The sequence below is a fragment of the Sorangium sp. So ce204 genome (assembly GCF_051526795.1).
GTDB classification, from domain to species: domain Bacteria; phylum Myxococcota_A; class Polyangia; order Polyangiales; family Polyangiaceae; genus Sorangium; species Sorangium cellulosum_B.
In genome coordinates this window covers 2,377,709-2,396,731 of record NZ_CP150317.1, presented here as the reverse complement: position 1 = coordinate 2,396,731, position 19,023 = coordinate 2,377,709, and the positions used below count along the sequence as shown (strand labels likewise).

Genomic DNA, 19,023 nt, shown 5'->3' with positions numbered 1-19,023 from the left:
GAGGTCGCTCACGCGGCGGCCTCGGGGAGCGACATGAACCACCGCAGCCTGCCAGGCGAGCTCCATGACGACGACCGGCCCTCCTGCGCCGCTCCTCCATCGCGCCCCCGCCCCCCGCGGCGGCGCGCCTGGCCCCGCGCCTCGGCGCTCGTCGCCGCGGCGGCGATCGCGGCGCTCGGCTGCACCGCGAGCTCGACAAGCCAGCCGGCGACCTCCGCGTCACAGCCCGCGGCGATGACGCCCGCGCAGATCGCGGCGCGCGCCATGCCGGCGGTCGTCACGATCCGCGGCGACGGCTCGCTCGGGGCGGGCTTCCTCGTCCGCGAGGACGGCTGGATCGCGACGAATTTCCACGTCGTCGCCGGGATGCCGGACCTCAAGGTCGTCCTCTCCGATCAGAGCGAGCACCCGGTGCTCGAGGTGCTCGCGTTCGACGAGGCTCGAGATCTCGCGATCGTCCGGATCCACGCGCCTCGGAGGCTCCCGCTGCTCTCGCTCGGCAACAGCGGCGCGGTCCGCCCCGGCGATCCGGTCGTCGCGATCGGCCATCCGCTCGGCCTCGCGGACACCGTGTCGAACGGCCTCGTGAGCGCGGTCCGCGTCGTGGATCCGGAGCTGACGCTGCTGCAGATCTCCGCGCCGATCGCGCCAGGCTCCTCGGGCGGCCCGCTGTTCAACGACCACGGCGAGGTGATCGGCGTCGCGGCGGCGGTCTCGACGCAGGGGCAGAACCTCAACTTCGGCGTGCCCGCCGACTACCTCAAGCGGCTGCTCGTGCGCCCCGATCCCGTCCCGCTCTCGACGTTCGCGGCCGAGACGGCCGAGGAAGAGCAAGGGCTGCCGGCGGTCAAGCGATCGGTGCCTCACCACGCGCTCGCGATCCTCCGCGGCTGCACCGAGGGTGACCTGCTCGTGCTGGCGCGCACGATGGACGGCGCGATCCAGGTCGGCTCGCCCCTCTACAACCAGGGGGATTTCGCGTCCTGCTACCACGTCTACGCGGGCGCCTCGCTCGACATGGAGCGCCGGCTCGGCCCCGCGTGCAGGGGCCCGAGGAACGCGCTCGTCGAGGGGCGGCGCAAGGCGGCTGGCCTCGACGACGAGGCCGCCCAGGCCTGGGCGATGCGCGACGCGTTCGACGGGCTGCTCGAGGTGATCCTGCGCAAGGTCCACGGCGAAGCGCGGTGAGCGGCGCCTCGCCGCGGTAGCGAAGGGGGCCGGGCGCGGCGCGCCGCGGCCCCGGAGCGCGGTCGGGGTGCCGCTAGTCGAGCTGCGCCGGCGCCGGCCGGCCCGCGTCGTGCGCGACGGCGGTGCGCGCCGCGGCGCCGCGGTGCCCCGCCGCGACGACCCCATCCCCCGCCGGAGCGACGCCGCCCTCCCCCGCCCCGCGCGGCTCGCCCTGGTCGTCGCTGCCCCGCATGAAGGGCAGGATCCGCTTGAGCCACGACGAGACGTCGTCGAACAGCGAGTAGGCGACCGGGGTCGCGAGCAGCGTCAGGAGGAGCGCCAGCGTCTGCCCGCCGATGATCACGAAGCCGGTCGCGCGGTTCGTGCCCGAGCCCGCGCCGCTCGAGACGACGAGCGGGATCATGCCGGCGACGAACGCGAGCGTGGTCATCAGGATCGGCCGGAGCCTGTCGCGGTTCGCCTCCAGGATGGCCTGCGCCCGCGGCAAGCCGTGCTCGCGCAGCTTGATCGTGTGATCGATCTGGAGGATCGAGTTCTTCTTCACGACGCCGAACAGCACGACGATGCCGAGCAGCGAGAAGATGTTGAGCGACTGCCGGAAGATGATGACCGCGATGAACGCGAACGGCACCGTCAGCGGCAACGACAGGAGGATCGTGATCGGGTGCAGCCACGACTCGAACTGCGCCGCGAGCACGAGGTACATGAAGACCAGCGACAGGAGGAGGGCGACGAGGAAGCTCTTCATCATCTTGACGAGCTCCTTCGACGCGCCGACGGGGCCAGCGGAGTAGCCGGACGCGAGGTTCATCTGCGACACGGCCTTGTCGAGCTCCTGGATGACCGTCTGCTGCGAGTAGCCCGCCTCGAGGTTCGCGGTCAGCATGACCTGCCGCTGCCGGTTGTACCGCTCGATGCGCGACGGGCCCGTCCCCTCGGTGAACGACACCACGTTGTCGAGCGTCACGGCGCCGAGCTTGGTCGAGGGCACCGTGATCTTCGCGAGGCCTTCCTTGTCGGAGCGGAAGCTCGGCAGCGCGCGCGCGCGCACCTCGTACTGCTCCCCGCCTTCGTTGTAGGTCGACACCTTGTACCCGCCGACCAGGAGCCGCAGGGTGCTGGCCACGTCGCCGACCTGAACGCCGAGATCGGCGGCCTTCTTGCGGTCGATGACCACGCGGATCTCCGGCTTGCCCACGAGCAGCGAGGTGTCCGGATCGACGACGCCCGGGATCGCCTTGAGCTTCTGCAGCAGCACGTCGGAGTACTGGCCGATCTTCTGGAGGTCGGGGCCTTGCACCTGGTAGGCGATCTGGGTGTTCTGGCCGCCGGAGAAGGCGGGCACTGGGCCGATGTTCGCCCGGAGCTTCTCCGCGTCGAACTTGGGCTGGAGCTCGCGCCGGGCGCGATCGATGAGGTCCTGCTGCGACAGCGCGCGTTCCTCCGCCGGCTTGAGCTTCACGTAGATGGTGGCCATGTTCGGCGTCTTCTGCGGATCGTCGCCGATCGTCGTCAGCGTGTACGAGACGCCGGGGAGCTTCTCGATGTCCGACGCGAGCCGCGTGGCGATGACGCGCGTCCCGTCGAGGCTCACGCCCTCGGGCGCGCGCATGCTGACCTGGAACTGCGACTCGTCCTCGATCGGGAGGAAGTTGAACTTGGCCATGCCCCCCAGCACCGGGATCGAGAACAGCGCCAGGAGCGAGGCGAGCACGATCACCCAGCGGTGCGCCATCGACCAGCGGAGGATCGCCATGTAGCCGCGCTCGATCGGCCCGTAGAAGCGCGACTCCTTGGAGCTGCTGGCGTCGTGCTTCTCCGGCTTCTTCAGCCATCGCGCGGACAGCATGGGCGTCAGCGTGAAGCTCACGATCAGCGACACCAGGATCGAGAACGCCATGGTGAGGCCGAACGAGTTCAGGAAGCGGCCGACGATGCCGCTCATGAACGCGACCGGGAGGAACACGGCGACCAGCGAGAGCGTCGTCGCGAGCACCGCGGGGCCGATCTCCTTCGTGCCCTGGAGCGCCGCCTCCCAGGGGCTCGCGCCCTTCTCCTCGATCCAGCGGTAGCAGTTCTCGAGGACGACGATCGCGTCGTCGATCACGATGCCGACCGCCAGCGTCAGCGCGAGGAGCGTGATCCCGTTGAGCGTGAAGCCCGCCACCTTCATCAGGGCGAACGTGGAGATGATGCTCGTCGGGATGGCGATCGCCGAGATGATGGTGCTGCGGGCGTTCGCGAGGAAGAGCGCGACGATGATCGCGGCGAGCAGCGCGCCGAGCACGAGGTGCTCCTTGACGGCGTGGACCGAGTTCTTGATGAACTCCGACTGATCGCGGGCGATGGCGATGCTGTACCCCTCGGGGAGGCGCTTCTCCACCTCGCTGATCCGCGCCTTCAGCCCGTCGATGACCTCGACGGTGTTCGTCCCGCTCTGCTTGCGGATGCTGAGGAGCACGGCAGGATCGAGGCCGCGGAAGCCGGCGGACTCCGGCTCCGCCATGCCGTCCTGGACCTCCGCGACGTCGCCGAGCCGGACGGAGTAGCCGTCGCGGTTCGCGAGGACGATGTCCGCCATCTGCTGGACCGACTGCACGCGGCCGCGCGTCCGCAGGGTGAGCGCCCTGCCCCCTTGCTCGATCCGGCCGGCCGGGATCTCGACGTTCTGGCTCGCCAGCGCCTGGGTCACCACGCCGCCGGTCAGGGCGTACTTCTCGAGCTTCTCCGGATCGATCCAGATGTTGATCTGCCGGCTCCGGCCGCCGATGAGCAGCACCTGTCCGACGCCGGCGAGCGACTCCAGCTCGCGCCGGAGCGTCTTGTCGGCGAACTCCGTCACCGAGCGGACGTCCGCCTTCGGCGACGAGACGGCGAGCGTGAGGATCGGCGCGGCGTCCGGATCGAGCTTGCCGACCACCGGCGGGTCGATCCCTTCCGGCAGATCCGCGAGGATGCCCTCGACCTTGTCGCGCACCTCCTGCGCGGCGACGTCGACGTCCTTCTCGAGCTGGAAGGAGATCATGACCTGGCTGAGCCCCTCGACCGAGGCCGAGCGCAGCTCGTCGATGCCGCTGATCGTGTTGACCGCCGACTCGATCTTGTCGGAGAGCTCCGTCTCGACCTCCTCGGGCGCTGCGCCGGGGAGGACGGTCGTCACGACGATGAACGGGAACTCGACCTTGGGGAACCGATCCACGCCGAGGCCGAAGTAGGAGAACGCCCCGAGCACCGTCAGGAGCAGGACGATCACCGAGGCGAAAACCGGCCTACGGATGCAGATTGCCGCGAGCCATTGCATGGTCGCTACCTTTCTTCAGTAATGAGGCGCGCGGTGCGCTCGGCTCACTGCGCCGCCGCGACCTCGATGCCGTCCGCCAGCTCGCTCACGTTGTCGATCGCGACCTCATCCCCCTCCGAGAGCGGACCGACGACCTCGACGAGGCCTTCGATCTTGCGACCGGGCTTGACGAGCCGCTCCGTCACGCGATCGCCCGACTTCACGAACACGCGCGCGCTCGTCCCGGAGGTGCCGACCGCCGACTCGGGGACGAGGATCGCCGTTCTTGACTCGCCGGTCAGCGTCAGCTGCCCCTGCGCGAAGAGGCCGGGGCGGAGCTTGCCCTCGCTGTTGTCGAACTCGGCCTCCACGGGCAGGGTGCGCGACGAGGCCTTCAGGCTCGCGCCGATCCGCTTCACGACGCCCGGGAACAGGCGGTCGGGGAAGGCGGCGACCGAGACGCTGACCGGCTTGCCCACCTCGATGTGCGCGATGTCCGCCTCGGGCACGTCGATGCGCAGCCGCAGCGGGTTGTCGCGGACCACGACCGCCACGACGCGGCCGGGGCTCGCGTACTCGCCGACGCTGATCCGCTTCTCGGCGATCGCGCCGTCGAACGGCGCCCGCACCGTCGTGTCGGACACCGCCTTCGAGGCGAGCCCCGCCTGCGCCTGCGCGGACGTGAGCGCCGCGACGGTCGCGCGGATGCCGTTGACCGCGGCCTCGTACTGCGCGGCCGCGTTCTGGGCCTGCGTGCGCGCCGCGTCCCAGGTCGACTGGGGGACGGCGCCCTGGTCGTAGAGCTGCTTCACGCGCTCGGCCTCGGACTTCGCGAGCTCCATGCTCTGCTTCGCGGCCCGGACCTCCGGCACCTGGTCGGGATCGATGCCCTTCGGCGACGCGCCTTCCTGCAGCGCGAGCTTGGCCCGCGCCTGCGCGACGGCCGCGGACGCGGCCTGCGACTGGAGCGCGACGTTGCGCGCGTCGAGCACGACGAGCGGATCGCCCTTCTTGACCCGGGAGCCCACGTCGACCGCGACGCTCACGACCAGGCCGCCGACCTGCGTCGCCGCCTCGCTCGTCTCGTCGGCGACCAGGGTGCCGCTGATGTCCAGCGTCTGCGCGAGCGGGCGCGCGGTCACCTTCCCGAAGCGCACCGCGGGCTTCTGGCGTGGCGCGGCGGAATCGCGCGCCGGCGACGGCTGCGCGTCCGCCTCGGGGCGGCGACAGCCGGTCAACGTGGGCACCGCGAGCGCAGCGAGCAGCGCCGCGACGACGGCGGCGCGGGAGTGATTCGATGCGGCGCTACGCGCGCCGAAAGCCCATCGAGCGAAACGGCGCTCGGGTCCGCAAGGAGGATGTGTCATGGGGAGTCCGCCCGGTTCTTTGCCAGCGCCTGCCGGTGCGGTCCAGGAGCAAAGCTGGCGGGCAACACACTAGGGTGCTGACCGGCCGGTCATCAAGGGGGTGTTCCGGACAAGGCCTCCGTCCCTCTCGCACTTCATGCCGCCATGACCGCGAAAAACGTGCTGGGAGATGGGCGCCGGGTCGCGCGGCCGGCGGCCGGCGATGAAACGAGCGGGTGAATCGCGGGTCACCCTCCCGAAAAGAGGCGCCGAGGGCGGCCGCCGCGGGGCGCACACGCCCTCCCACGGAGTCGACCGCCGCGACGCGGAGGGTAGGCGACCATGTGAAATATCGTCGCAGAAATTTTTAACGTAATTTAATACTCCGTTGCGGGAAATTGATCTGCCCCCTGGAGCACGGGAGATCCGGAGGCGAGCGGCGCGGACGAACGCCGGCTCAGCGCCACGGGTCGAAGGCGCCTCGGAGCGCAGGGCCCGAGAGCTCGACGAGGAAAGGGTCGAGCGCGCACAGCGCGTCGAGCCACGCCACGTCCGAGGGCGAAGCCGTGGGCTGCTGGGCCAGGGACGCGAGGCGGCGGGCGCGGGTCGCGTGGGCGTGGGCGCGCGCCTCGGCATAGGAGGCCATCTCTCCGGCGGACATCATGAAGGCCCAGTCGCTCGATTGAAGGAGGAGGAGCTCGCGGATCGCCTGGTCCAGCGCGCGGCCGGGCAGGCCGCCCGCGTGGCGGCAACGCGACAGCGCGCCCAGCACGGCGCGCTCGGCGTGGTGCGCGTGGCGCCACAGGGAGGACGCGCTCGGGCCCGTCCAGAATGCGCCGAACCCGCCTTCACCCCACGTCGAGGCGGCAGGCTCCACGACCTCGACGGGCGGATGGCGCTCCAGGTACGCGCCGAGCGCGATCGGAACGGCGCGATCCGAGGCCGCGAGGCGGCGCAGGGCGTGCTCGAGGAACTCGGGCCCTTCGAGCCACCAGTGGCCGAAGAGCTCGGCGTCGTAGGGGGCCACCAGGATGGGCGGGGCGTTCACGCCGCGGATCGACGCGAGCGCGGCCTCGCGGCGGGCCACGAAGTCCGCGGCGTGCGCGCGCGCCTGCGCGGAGGCGCGGACCGGGTCATACGGCGCCTTGTCGGGGCCGGGCCCGGTCACGCGATGGAGCTTGAGGCCGGTCATGAGCCGGGTGCCGTCGGGACCGACCTCCCCTTCGAGCTCGCGCTCGGGCAGGTCGAGCCCGACGTCGCGGTAGAACTCGCGGTACACCGGGTGACCCGGATAGCCGGCGTCGCGCGACCAGACCTCGCGCGCGCTGTCGCGATCGCGCCCGAAGCACGCGAGGCCGGCAGGCGAGCGCACCGGGACGGACGCGCCCGCGGACGCAGGCGGCGCGGCGAGCGTGAGCGCGTGGGCGTCGAGCACGGTGAACTGGACGCCCGCAGCCGCGAGATCGGCGTCGAGGCCGGGCGCGTAAGCGCACTCGGGCAGCCAGAGGCCGCGAGGCTCGGGCGCGCCGGTGAAGGCCGCGAAGGCGCGGCGGCCGAGCCGCAGCTGCGCCCGGATCGACGCCGGCGTGGCGAGCAGCCCGGGCAGGTACGCGTGCGTCGCGGCCGTGGTGAGGAGCTCGAGGCGGCCCGCCCCGGCGTGGCGCACCAGGGCGCCCGGGACATCGCCGCCGAGCGCCTCCCAGGAGCTCGCCGCGTCCGCGAGCCGCGCGCGGTAGAACGCGGCGGCCTCGGCGAAGCCGCTCCCGGCGAAGCGGGCCTCCACCCGGGCCGCCAGCGCGGTGAGCCGGCGGAGGTGGTCCTCGAACCGGCGAAGGAGCAGCTCGTCGCGCAGCATCGCGAGGAGCGACGGCGAGACGGAGAGCGTCAGCGGGGCGACGACGCGGTCGGCGGCGAGGCGATCGAGGACCCCGAGCAGGGGGAGATAACACTCCCAGAGCGCCTCGAAGAGCCAGCGCTCCTCCAGGGAGCGGACGTGCTCGGGGTGACGCACGTACGGCAGGTGAGCGTGGAGGACGAGGGCGACGTAGCCCGGCATGGAGCGCTGGGGGCGGGAAACCGCCGGCGGGCTGTCTCGCACGGTCGCGCCCGCGCGGGAAGCGCGCCGGTCATGGGCTGCGGCGCGCGAGGCGCGGGCCGGCGGGCTCCGCCTGGAGGCGCCGGCGCGCGGAGCGCTGGCTATCACGTCGCCAGGCGACCGTTCATCCCGGCGTGGTACGGAGATCCCTTGTCGATTCCATTCCAGAAATGTTCTGGATGTGGCAGCCATCCAGTCGAGTTACACGCCTCAACCCTTCTTGAGCTCCGCCCCGAGGTCCGCCCCGAGGCGCTCGGCTTCGTGCGTGTTTCCGGGCCACGACAGGCGCCTTTCCGCCCTCCGCAACCGGGAGCCGTCGGGCTCGGCGAGGAGCGCCCGTAGCCACAGCGCGCCGCCGTCCCGCACCGCATAGGCGGCCACCGGCGTCCGGCAACTGCCTTCCACCGCGGCCATCACGGCGCGCTCGGCAGAGACGCAGATCGTGGTCTCGGCGTCCGCGAGCGTCCCGAGGACGTCACGCACGCTGTCGTCCGCCGTGCGGCACTCGATGCCGAGCGCGCCCTGTCCGATGGCGGGCAACGACACCTCGGGCGACAGTACCTCCGTGGCGCGGCCTTCGAGGCCGAGCCGCTTCAGGCCGGCGAGCGCCAGCACAACGGCGTCGAACACGCCGTCGAACACCTTGCGGAGCCGGGTGTCGACGTTGCCACGGACCGGCTCGATCACGAGATCCGGGCGCGCCTCGCGCAGCGCGACCGCCCGGCGCAGGCTCGAGGTCCCGACCCGGGCGCCCGCCGGCAGCTCCGCGAGCAAGGCGCCGCTCCGGGTGACGAGCGCGTCGCGCGGGTCCTCCCGCGCGGGGATGCAGGCGAGGCACAGCGCGGGGGCGATCTCGGCGGGGACGTCCTTGATCGAGTGGACCGCGAAGTCGGCGCGCCGGTCGAGGAGCGCCTCTTCGAGCTCCTTGATGAACAGCCCTTTGCCGCCGATGTCCTGGAGCGAGCGATCCTGCGTCTTGTCGCCCGAGGTCACCACCTCGAGCTCGCGCAGGGAGAGATCGGGCACCGCCGCTTCGAGGGAACGAGCGAAGGCGCGGGACTGGGCGAGGGCGAGCGCCGAGCGGCGCGTGGCGAGGGTGAGCTCCGTGGGCATCACGCTCCCTTTAGCCCAGCTGCGCTCACGGCCGCGGCTGGATTCGCGACGGCCATGACGCCCGCCTCGGCGGGGCGCCCGCCGGGCTGCCGCGCGTAGACGCCGTTGTCCTCTGCAGCCTGAGGGCGCGGATCGGCGTGCCGGGGCGAGCCGCCGCCTCGAGCGCCGGAGGCGGGAGGCGCTTCCCCGCGGGCGGAGCGAGGCGTGGGAGGCCCGTCCACCGCGCCGCGCAGCTCCCCCTCGGCGAGCGCCGAGGCGGCGGCGTTCTCGGGCGGCGCGCCGTCGATGTCGAAGAGCTCCCGGAGCGAGTCGACGTGCTCGGCGACGCGGGGATCGCAGGCCATCGCGCGGAGCCGGGTGGTGGGCACGTGGAGCAGCTTGTTCGTGGCGGCGTCGATCATCACCGCGAGGGCCTGGCGCTCGGCCACGCCGAGGTGCCGGAGCTTGCCGGAGAGGCTGCGCTCGACCTCGGCCGCGAGGATGGAGCGCGTGCGGGCCCGCAAGCCCACGATCGTGGGCGTCAGGGCGCGCTCGAGCGTCCACGCCTCGAAGGCCTGCGCCTCGTCCGCGACGATCGCCTCGGCCCGCGCCGCCTCGGCGGCGCGCCCCTCGACGGACTCCGCCACGATCTGCGAGAGGTCGTCGACATCGTAGAGGTACACGCTGTCGAGCTTGTTGACGGCGGGGTCGATGTCACGCGGGACCGCGATGTCGATGAGAAACAGGCTCCTGCCCTTCCTGGCCTTGCGGGCTCGGCGGACGAGGTCGGGCGTGACCACGTAATTGGGGCTCGAGGTCGACGAGATCACGATGTCGGCGTCGATGACGGAGCGCTCGAGGTCGGCCCAGGGGCGAGGCTCGCCGCCGACCTCGCGGGCGAGCGCGGCGGCGCGGTCCGGGCTCCGGTTGACCACGATGAGGCGGGCGCCGGCGCGGACGAGGAGCTTCGAGGCGGCCTCGGCCATGTCGCCGGCGCCGATGAGCAGCGCCGTGTGACCGGCGAGATCCGCGAAGATCTGGCGGGCGAGATCGATCGCCACGCTGGAGACCGAGACCTGCCCGGCGCCGATCGCCGTCTCCGTGCGCACCCGCTTGCCGACCTTGATGGCGCGGTGGGCCGCGCGGCCGAGCCGGGCGCCGAGGGTCTTCGCCCCGCGGGCCACCTCGATGGCCTCCTTCATCTGTCCGAGGATCTGCGGCTCGCCGACGACCATCGAGTCGAGCGACGCGGCGACGCGGAAGAGGTGGAGGACGGCATCGCTCCCGACGCGGCCCGCGAGGTGGCCCCGGACGGCGTCTCCGCCGAGGCCGACGAGGGTCGCGACGGCGGCGCGCAGCGCCTCGTTGTCGCGCGAGAGCTCCTCGTCGGACGGCGGCGGAGCGCTCCCGGGGCGGGGCGGCGCGGGCGCCTGGTGCCGGGGTGAGGCGTAGATCTCGACGCGGTTGCAGGTGGAGAGGACGAGCGCCTCGCCGATGGCAGGGTGGGCCGTGAGGCGCGCGAGCACCTCGGGCAGCCGATCCCGCCCGATCGCGAGCCGCTCGCGCACCTCGATGGGCGCGGTCTTGTGGGAGAGCCCGACGAAGATCACCTGCGCTAGCCTCCGAGCCCCGCGGCGGGACGGACGAGATAGATGACGAGCACCGCCCCGGCGCAGGCGAGCCCCGCGATGGTGCCGTACGCCGCGCGGCGGCCGCGCCAGCCGGCGGCGGCGCGCAAGAGCAGCACGAGCGCGATGAGGAGCCATGTGGCGTAGCCGAAGATGGCGCGCATCACCTCGTCGGCGTTGCCCATCTCGAGCCGGTGCGCCCAGTACGTCCCCGTGACGATGCCGAGCGTCAGCAAGGGGAAGCCGGCGCTCAGGAAGCGATGGATGGCGCGGTCGAGCGTGTCGAGCGGCGGGAGGTTGCCCATGCGCTCGAGATGCCGCTTCCGCTTGAGCCGCTTCTCCTGGACGAGGTAGAGCGCGGCAGAGGCGCCGGCGAGCAGGAAGAGGGCGATCCCGAGCAGGTTCGCCATGACATGCGCCGCGATGAACAGCGGGCTGAGCTTCGGCTCGGGGTGCGGCTTTCCGAGGAAGAACGTGCCGAGCAGGAAGGCGAGCCCGAGCGGCCCGATGAGGAGCCCGAGCGCGTCGATGCGAAAGCGATGGCGGGCGACGAGATAAACGGCGATCGCGAGGAGGGACGCGACCGAGAGCATGAAATGAACGGAGTGCACCGGGCAGACCCGCGCGACGAAGCTGGCGAGCGTGACGTAGGTCGCGTGCCCGAGGGCGCCCAGGCCGAGCAGCAGGGGCGCGTGCCGCGAGGCGGACGCGGCGACCGCAGCGCTCGGCCGAGCGCCGGGGTCGTGGACGCGCGCCCCCGCGCCGAAGAGGCCCGCGAGGTCGCCCGCGGCGGGGAGCCGGGCGCGGCTGCGGGCGACGTCGAGGAAGAAGAGCGCGCTGGCAACGCTGTAGAACAGCAGGGCGAGCGCGAAGCTGATCCCGGAGATGACCTCGGGCATGGCCCCGTTATAGCCTGCCTCACCGGGGATGGCCCGCCGGCCGCAGAGGCGGGAGCGTACTCTCGTAGGCCGAGGCCTGACAGCGCGGACGCGCCGGGAGAGGCGGGCCCGAGAGACCGTATCGGCAGCGCCTCGCCACCGCGGGTGTGGCGCGCGGAAGCGACCGGGCGCGGCGCCGCTACATCTCGCTGGTGAGGAACGCGGCCAGGAGCTCCTCGTCGCTCGTCGGGCTGCTGCTGGTCGCCGTCCCCGCCGGGGCGGCCTTGCGGTGCTCGGCGAACGTGCCCACCGGGGCGCCGATGAACCCCGGGATCACGTCGTAGGCGTTGTCGCCGATGATCATGGACCCCTCGAGGATCTCCGCCCCGAGCTCCCGCAGGAACGCCCGCGTCTTGACCCTGCCGAGGACCTCGTGGATGTCCGCCGAGCCCGTCACCTCGCGGAGCACGCGGATCGCCTCGATGATCTTGTAGCGGCGGCCCTCGGTCTTGATCAGAAGCTCGTCGTTGTTCAGATCGACGCGGTCGCTCGCGATCCAGTCGTCGAGCGCGGCCTGCGGAAAGAACACGCGGTTCTTCATCGCGCGCAGTCTACTCAAAAATGAGCCGGAGCGGTTGGGTCGCGATGCCGGCCACCAGGGGTGAGCCCGAGCCGACGAGTCTCAGGCCGCAGGCGCTTCAGGCCGCAGGCGCTTCAGGCCGCAGGCGCTTCAGGCCGCAGGCGCTTCAGGCCGCAGGGGGTACCGTGGGCGGAGGCACCGAGTCCCTACGCAGGCCGCGGAGCCGCGCGGGCAGGTGCCAGAGCGACTCGAAGATGCCGAGCAGCACGTAGAAGCCGAGCAACCACACGAGCACGAACGCGGGCTGGAGCTGCGTCGAGATCACCGCGCTCGACCCGACGGCGAACGCCACGAAGAGCACCGTCCGGACGTTGAGCCGGAGATCCTTGAAAGAGCGGAACCGGATGGTCGAGACCATCAGCAGCGACAGGAGCGTCGTGGTGGCGAGGATCGCCGACGCGTAGCGCTCGCCGCCGATCTCGCCGGCGGCCGCGTGGTTCGCGACCACGATCGAGACGAGGATGCCCGCCGCGCCCGGGATCGGGAGGCCGACGATGTACTTCGAAGGCTTCGTGGGCTTGCCCGCCTCCCCCATGGAGAGGACGTTGAAGCGCGCCAGCCGGACCGCGCCGCAGGCCGTGAAGATGAACGACACGAGCAGCCCCGCGAGATCGAAGCGGTGCAGCGTCCACTGATACACGAGCATCGACGGCGCCACGCCGAACGAGACGATATCGGCCAGCGAGTCGATCTGCAGGCCGAAGGCGCTCTGGGTCTTCGTCATCCGCGCGACACGCCCGTCGAGGGTGTCGAAGAACATCGCGAAGACGATCAGCAGCGCGGCGCGGTAGAAATCATCTTCCGACTGCGCGGTCGCGGAGCGCCGGATCGAGTCGAAGCCACAGAAGATCGATGAGAGGGTGATCAGGTTCGGAAGCAGGAACAGCGTCTTCCTGAGCTCGAACCGCCGTCGCTTCCGGATCATGCCGCCTCCCGTTTAGGCAGGCCAGGCTATCGCCGCAGGGACCGCGAACGCAAGCGTCGAAGCGCACACGCGAGTCGCTAGAAGGTTACCGCGAGCCAGGATCCGGGATCGTTTCATCTCACCGTCAGCTTCGTTTCATTCGTCGTTTTTGCTTTTCCGCCGTGGCTCAACGCGCGGGCTGCGCCATGCCCGGCTCACTCCATACCGCCTCCGGGACCTCCGCGCCGGGCTCGAAGCGGCACGCCATCGGGCGGAGCTCGACGGCCGGGCCGCTCGATCCGCCCCCAGCGACCGCCGAGCCCGCCGCCGCCCGGAACAACCACGCCTGGGCGAGATCGCCGGGGATGATCGCAGAGCGGGGCGCCCGTCCGATCGCTCGCGCGTCCCAGCCCGCGACACACGGCGCGGCAGGCGTACCGTGGAGCACCGTGGTGGAGGTCAGGAGCACCGTGACCTCGGGCGGGCTGGAGGGACCAGCGGCGTCCACGACGAGCACGGGGTGGCGTGTGCCCGGGAACAAGGCCGTGCTGCCGAGGAACAGCGGCGCCTCCTGACGCGCGGTCGCCGCGCGTTCTGCGGCAGAGCACGGGCGCGGCGCGTCTCCGAGGTCGAACGGCGTCGGCAGCGGCAGCGCGGGGCCGAGCGTGCCATCCCCGCGAAAGGGCTGGAAGATCGACCACGTTGCCGCGTGCCCGGGGTGGGCGACCAGCGTCGCCACGCCGATCGACCGTCCAGCGTAGGTCCAGTCGGTGTGCACGATCCGATCGCGGTCCGCCGGCGGAGCGACCGAGACGGCGTCGATCGCCCACGCGGCGCCCGGGCCCAGCGCGGCGGACGCGCCGGCCGGAGGCGCCGGGCGGTGGGCGAGCAGCATCCCGACCATCGGGCCGTTCGACGCCTGCCGGACCATCCCCACGCCGACGGGCTGGCCGTCCGCCAGGACCGCATCGGCGCGCACGTCGAGGCTGCCGTGAAGGCCCGACGCAGGCCAGGACGGGAAGTCGAAGCGCTGGAGCTTCCCCGGCGGTTCGTAGAAGAACGTGAGCGCCGACTGAGCGCTGCCGGAGTGCGGCCGGAGGAAGAGCCCGCGCAGCGTGACGGACAGGAGCGCGGGATCGAAGAAGTCGTCGGGGGGCGGCGCGCGGCGCGGGGCCGCGCCTCCCGGGCCGGCGCCGGCCTGCGGCCGGGCGCCCGCGCGCGGCTTTCGCGCGGCGTCGGGGACGACCTTCACGTCGCCGAGCTCGAACGGGCCGGCGTCGGGGATCGTGCCGCGGCCCGAGGTGCCATCCAGGAAGTTCTCCCAGGCGACCTCGACGTTGCGCATCGCGGCCCCCGGCACCGCCGCGCCGCCCGGGATCCGCAGGCGCGCCACGGCGTAGCCCTCCATCTGGAGGGTGACGTTGGTCGCGACCCGCGCTCTCCCGAGCCCCGCCGGCACCGCGGGCAGCAGCGATCGCGTGACGATCCGCGCCTCCCCATCGCCGGACTCGGGGAGCATCGCGGAGACGACGTCGACGGCGCCGCTCGGGGCGCGCGTGAGCAACGACCACACCGACCGGCCGCGCAAGAGCTCGTCGCCGTCGGGCAGGCCGAGGCCGCTCGAGTCGACATGATCGACGCGCGTCCACTTCGAGGACGGCAGCGTCTCGCAGACGATGGGCGTGCGCGCGGAAGGCTGCGCGCGCGGGGCCGGATCCGGCGCGCGCGGCAGCGCGCCGTCGACCTGGCCGCCCCAGCCGACGCGGGTCGCCACGTCGCCGAAGAGGCAGCCGCTTCCGCCGCATGTGACGGCGAGCTGGGCCTCGGAGAGCTCGCGCGAGAGCGCCGGCATCTCCGGGAGCTCCGCCCAGCTCACGCCGCCATCGAGCGACTCCCACAGCGCCGCGACGTCATCGCCGCTGTCTCGCGCGCGCGACGCGAGCGCGAGCACGCGCCGCCCGAAGCCGGCGAGCGCCGCGCTCTCCGCCGGCGGGGTCGTCGCCGTGAGCACCCGGCCGTCCTCGTCGGCGGTCAGGTACGTGAGCGAGCCGCGCTCCGAGAGCAGCAGGCCGACGGCGCCGTCTTCCGCCGGGCGCAGGGCGCTCTCCTCGACGACGTCGAACCCCTCCGGCGAGGGACCGTCGCCCGGCCCGCCCTCCTCGTCCTCGTCCTCGGCGCCGTCCGCCTGCGGGGCGGGCAGCGCGGCGGTCGCGTCGAGCGGGCGCGGCGCGAAGGTCTCGCCCCCGTCGTGCGAGACGAACAGCGCGAGGCGCTCGTCCTTGCCGCGGAAGCCGAGGAAATACGCGGAGCGCCCGTCCGCCGAGAACGCGGGCAGCACGGCGGGCGCGCTGAGCGTGGGGGCCGCCGCGAGGGCGACCGCGGCGCGATCCTCGTCGTTGGCGCCGTCGTGGGACAGGAGGAGCGGCGCGGTCGGCTTGCAGCTGTCCGCGCCGTCGCTCGGCTTGCAGACGCCGGTCAGGAGCGCCGCGCCATCGGGCGCCACCGCGACGCCGACCTGGTCGATGTCGGGCGTCTCCAGCGTGGCGGCCGGCGACCACGCGCCGCCGCCATCGTCGCTGCGGAGCACCCGCGCCACGACGCGATCGCCGTCCGGCTCGGCGCACACCGCGACGACGCGCCGGCCGTTCGCGCCGAGCTTGATGCTCCCGCAGTCGCCCGTGCCCGGCATGGCCGCCTCCTTGAGCGGCCCCTCGATGGGGCCGCTCGCGAAGAGCCACGGCGCGCCGGCGTCCTCCGGGCGGACCGCCTCGACGTAGCGATCGCCGCTCATCGCCGCCCGCCCGATCGACACGGCGGAGGCGGACGGGGCGCGCGGGGCCGTCACGTCGAGCTCGACGTCGGCCCGCGGGAGCGTCGCCGCGCTGCGCGAGAACGCGGGCGTGCGCCGTGGATCCCAGGTCGCCGACGCGAGGAGCCCCTCGGCGAGGAGCTCGCCCCCGAGGGCGCCGACCCGCGAGAGGCCCATCGTCGGGAGCGGCGCGCGCGACCAGGTGCCCCCGCCGTCCTCGCTGGCGAACAGCGCCTCCGGCAGCGCGAGCACGAGCGCGCGGCCGCCGTCGGCCATGGCGACGCCGAAGGCGCGCGGCGGGGCCCCGCCCTGCCCCGCGGCGCCGTCGAGCAGCACCGGCTTCCAGCCGAGCTCCTCGCGCCACCGGAGCACGCCGCCGCCCCGGGTCACCCCGATCAGCGAGCCGCCGGCGCCCGCGACCTGCAGGAGCGGCTCGGGCGGAGAGAGCGCCCGCGTGAGCTGGCCGAGCGGCGAGGAGGCCTCGTAGATCGCGCCGCTCGCGCCGACGAACATCCAGGAGGCCGGCGAGCGCCGCACGATCGCGGTGAGCTCCTCGGGCGCGGGCGAGGCGCTCGTCCTGCCCTGGCCGGCGCAGCGCGCGGCCTGCGCAGCGGGCCCGGCGGCGCTCGGCGGCGGCGCGGACGTCCGAGGATCGGGCGTCACCGTCCATCGCTGGCCTCCCTGGGCGACGACGACGCAGCCGGCGCCGGCGAACGGCGCCCACGCGACCGCGGCGTCGGGCGCCGCCGGATGGTAGCTCCAGCGCGCGGGCGAGGTGTAGGCCGCGCCGACGGCGTCCGTTGACGGGAGGGTGGCCTCGGCAGGGCGGGGCGGCTGCGCCGGGGCGCCCGAGCAGCCCGCGAGCGCGCACGCCGACGCGAGCGCGAGCGGCGCGCGGGTCCGCGACGGCGGCGCGGTCATTCGACCCAGCGGGCGACGAACAGGTTGGTCTCGCCGGGCTTCGCGCCGTGCCGGTTCGAGGCGAAGACGACGTGCTCGCCGGTCGGAGAGAACATCGGGAAGCTGTCGAAGCCCTCGTAGAAGGTCACGCGCTCGACGGGCGGCACGCCGTCCGCCGCCAGGGGCGCCTCGGAGTCGACCAGGTAGAGGTCGAAGTTGGGCATGCCCCGGGCGCCCTGGGGGGTGCTGAAATCGGAGGCGAAGAGGATCCGCCGCGAGTCCGGGAGGAAGTAGGGCGCGAAGTTGGCGCGGCCGTTCCTCGTCACCGGGCGCGGGTCCTGCCCGTCGGCGCCCGCGACGAAGATCTCGAGCGCGCTGGGGCGCACGAGCCCCTTGGCGAGCAACGCGCGGTAGTCGTCGAGCGCCGGTCCGGTGGGGCGGCTCGCCCGCCAGACCAGCTTGGTCGCGTCGGGGGAGAAGAAGGCGCCGCCGTCGTAGCCGGGCGTGCTCGTGATGCGCTTGACGTCCGAGCCGTCGAGCTTCGCTGTGTAGAGCTCGATGTCCCCGTCGCGCGTGCTCGTGAACACGAGGCGCGAGCCGTCGAACGCGACGGTCGCCTCGGCGTCGTAGCCCTTGCCCTGGATGAGGGGGCGGAGCTCCGAGCCGTCGGCGTTCGCGGTGTAGATGTCGAACTCGTCGAGCGGCCAGACGTACCCCTGCGAGTGGTCGGGCTTCGGGGGGCACGCCTCGCCGGCGGCGTGCGTGGAGGCGAAGAGGACGCGCGCCTGGGCAGAGGCCGCGGGCGCGGGGAAGAGGAAGTAGCCGCAGGTGGTCTTGCCCTGGCCGTTCGAGACCCGGCGGACCTCGCCGCTCTCCAAATCCAGGACGTACTGCTGGTCGCACGTGTTCTCGTCGCGGGTCGACTGGAACACGAGCTTCCTGCCGTCGGGCGACCAGTAGGCCTCGGCGTTCTCGCCGCCGAAGGTGAGCTGCCGGAGCTCGGCGAAGTGCTTCTCGCGCGGATCGGCGGCGACGCTCTTGCCGGCGCGGATGCGGAAGGGAAGCCACTCGGGCTTCGCCGTGGTCGTCGCCTCCGGGATCTGGCCGATCGGCTCCTTCGGTCGGGGTTCCGAGGAGGCGCAGGCGGCGAGCAGCAGGCAGGCGAGCGGAGCGGGCAGCCTTCGTTTCATGGCGGCGCGACCATAGTACGAAAGCGGCGAGCCGTCGCGGGGAGGCGCCCGCGGCGGGTCAGCCCGAGGCGAGGCGCGCGGCGAACCGGGCGGCGGGGCAGGTCAGGAGCCGACTCGGCTGCTGCTGCCGGAAAATCACGCGTTGGCGAGCGCAGCGGAGAGGAGCCCGTGGCCGCGCCGCGCGCCACCGACGGGGCGCGCGCGACGGAAACCCGGACCCGCTACTCCCGGAAGACGGTCACCGTCGTCGGCGTCGTATGGCCACCACCAACGCAGTTCGGGAAGCTGCCGTCCGACGTCGGAGCGCCGCAGATGTCGTCGCAGTCGCCGAGGACGTCGACGATGCAGCCCTGCGTGTCGACGCCCGTCCCGCCGCACACGCGGCTGATGAGCGTCGAGCCGGGCGACTTGCACGCGAACCGGCGCTGCTCCGGCGCGAAGAGGTCGCCGAAATAGGCCGCCTCCCGCCGAGGGAAGGCATCCTGCTCCGCTTGATCCGAGTCAAGGGCCTTGTGCTTGCCACGCATCGAGAGGGGCACGCTCTCCCCGAGATGGTTGATCCTGGCCAGCATGCAGGCGGAGAGCCACCCCTGACAGCGGGCGTTGCACTGACCATGAGCTCGGCCCCACTCGGGGGAAAGACCGATGCTCCCCCCGAAGGTATAGGTCTCGCCGTCCAGCGAGACCTGCACGGATTGCCCCTCCGGGAGCGCGCAGCTCGCCACGTACGTCAAGAACTCGCGGGCCAGAGGATCGCGCAGCGCCCTCATGACATCGCTGCTGCTCCCGACTGCGTCGCTCGTCAGCGGGTTGCCCGTGAGCGCTTCCGTGGCAAGCGTGTCTGTCGCGAACGCACTCTCCACGAGCGCTTCCTTCGTGAACGCATTCCGCGTCACCATCTCTTGCTCCGCCGTGCCGCCGGCTGCCTCCAGGGGGTCAGCCTCGCCGCTACAGGCCGGGAGAACGCACGACAGGCCCAGGAACGAGATTGCGAGTTTGAAACGGTATTGCATAGCCCCCTCCTCACAAATGAAACACGCATCAGGAATTTCCTCAACGACTTTTCCGGAGGA

General features: G+C 72.7%; 13 protein-coding genes. 1 reads left to right on the top strand and 12 read right to left on the bottom strand.

The window, feature by feature from the left end:
* Positions 1-8: 8 nt before the first annotated feature.
* Positions 9-281, bottom strand: coding sequence for a hypothetical protein (locus WMF22_RS09005; protein WP_438035490.1), 273 nt, complete (start codon positions 279-281; stop codon positions 9-11).
* Here WMF22_RS09005 and WMF22_RS09000 point away from each other — a divergent pair.
* On the top strand, positions 265-1,188 hold the full coding sequence (locus tag WMF22_RS09000; protein ID WP_437298687.1) for a S1C family serine protease: 924 nt from the start codon (positions 265-267) through the stop codon (positions 1,186-1,188). The genes WMF22_RS09005 and WMF22_RS09000 overlap by 17 nt on opposite strands.
* Before the next feature lie 73 nt (positions 1,189-1,261).
* Here WMF22_RS09000 and WMF22_RS08995 read toward each other — a convergent pair whose 3' ends face one another.
* From WMF22_RS08995 to WMF22_RS08945, 11 genes are all read right to left on the bottom strand, one after another.
* Positions 1,262-4,489 (bottom strand): efflux RND transporter permease subunit, encoded by a 3,228-nt coding sequence (locus WMF22_RS08995; RefSeq protein ID WP_438035489.1) that lies wholly within the window; start codon positions 4,487-4,489, stop codon positions 1,262-1,264.
* 44 nt (positions 4,490-4,533) lie between these two features.
* Positions 4,534-5,625, bottom strand: coding sequence for an efflux RND transporter periplasmic adaptor subunit (locus WMF22_RS08990; protein ID WP_438035488.1), 1,092 nt, complete (start codon positions 5,623-5,625; stop codon positions 4,534-4,536).
* A gap of 646 nt (positions 5,626-6,271) precedes the next feature.
* The gene (locus WMF22_RS08985; RefSeq protein WP_438035487.1) at positions 6,272-7,870 is read right to left on the bottom strand and encodes a glycoside hydrolase family 57 protein; all 1,599 of its coding nucleotides are present in this window, start codon (positions 7,868-7,870) and stop codon (positions 6,272-6,274) included.
* A 249-nt stretch (positions 7,871-8,119) separates the two neighbouring features.
* The gene (hemC, locus tag WMF22_RS08980) at positions 8,120-9,025 is read right to left on the bottom strand and encodes a hydroxymethylbilane synthase (RefSeq protein WP_437298683.1); all 906 of its coding nucleotides are present in this window, start codon (positions 9,023-9,025) and stop codon (positions 8,120-8,122) included.
* Positions 9,022-10,611: a glutamyl-tRNA reductase gene (hemA, locus tag WMF22_RS08975; protein WP_438035486.1), complete on the bottom strand. Its 1,590-nt coding sequence runs from the start codon at positions 10,609-10,611 to the stop codon at positions 9,022-9,024. Before hemA ends, hemC begins: the two co-directional genes overlap by 4 nt.
* 5 nt (positions 10,612-10,616) lie before the next feature.
* A complete protein-coding gene (locus WMF22_RS08970) occupies positions 10,617-11,528 on the bottom strand; it encodes a cytochrome C assembly family protein (RefSeq protein ID WP_438035485.1) in 912 nt (303 codons plus the stop codon).
* 178 nt (positions 11,529-11,706) lie between these two features.
* Complete coding sequence (locus tag WMF22_RS08965; RefSeq protein ID WP_437298680.1) at positions 11,707-12,108, bottom strand: hypothetical protein; 402 nt, start codon at positions 12,106-12,108, stop codon at positions 11,707-11,709.
* A 145-nt stretch (positions 12,109-12,253) separates the two neighbouring features.
* Complete coding sequence (gene pssA, locus WMF22_RS08960) at positions 12,254-13,072, bottom strand: CDP-diacylglycerol--serine O-phosphatidyltransferase (protein ID WP_437298679.1); 819 nt, start codon at positions 13,070-13,072, stop codon at positions 12,254-12,256.
* Between the two features lie 166 nt (positions 13,073-13,238).
* On the bottom strand, positions 13,239-16,781 hold the full coding sequence (locus WMF22_RS08955) for a hypothetical protein (protein WP_438035484.1): 3,543 nt from the start codon (positions 16,779-16,781) through the stop codon (positions 13,239-13,241).
* Positions 16,778-17,950: a TolB family protein gene (locus tag WMF22_RS08950; RefSeq protein ID WP_438035483.1), complete on the bottom strand. Its 1,173-nt coding sequence runs from the start codon at positions 17,948-17,950 to the stop codon at positions 16,778-16,780. Before WMF22_RS08950 ends, WMF22_RS08955 begins: the two co-directional genes overlap by 4 nt.
* 221 nt (positions 17,951-18,171) lie before the next feature.
* Positions 18,172-18,849, bottom strand: coding sequence for a hypothetical protein (locus WMF22_RS08945; protein WP_437298676.1), 678 nt, complete (start codon positions 18,847-18,849; stop codon positions 18,172-18,174).
* Between the last annotated feature and the right edge of the window lie 174 nt (positions 18,850-19,023).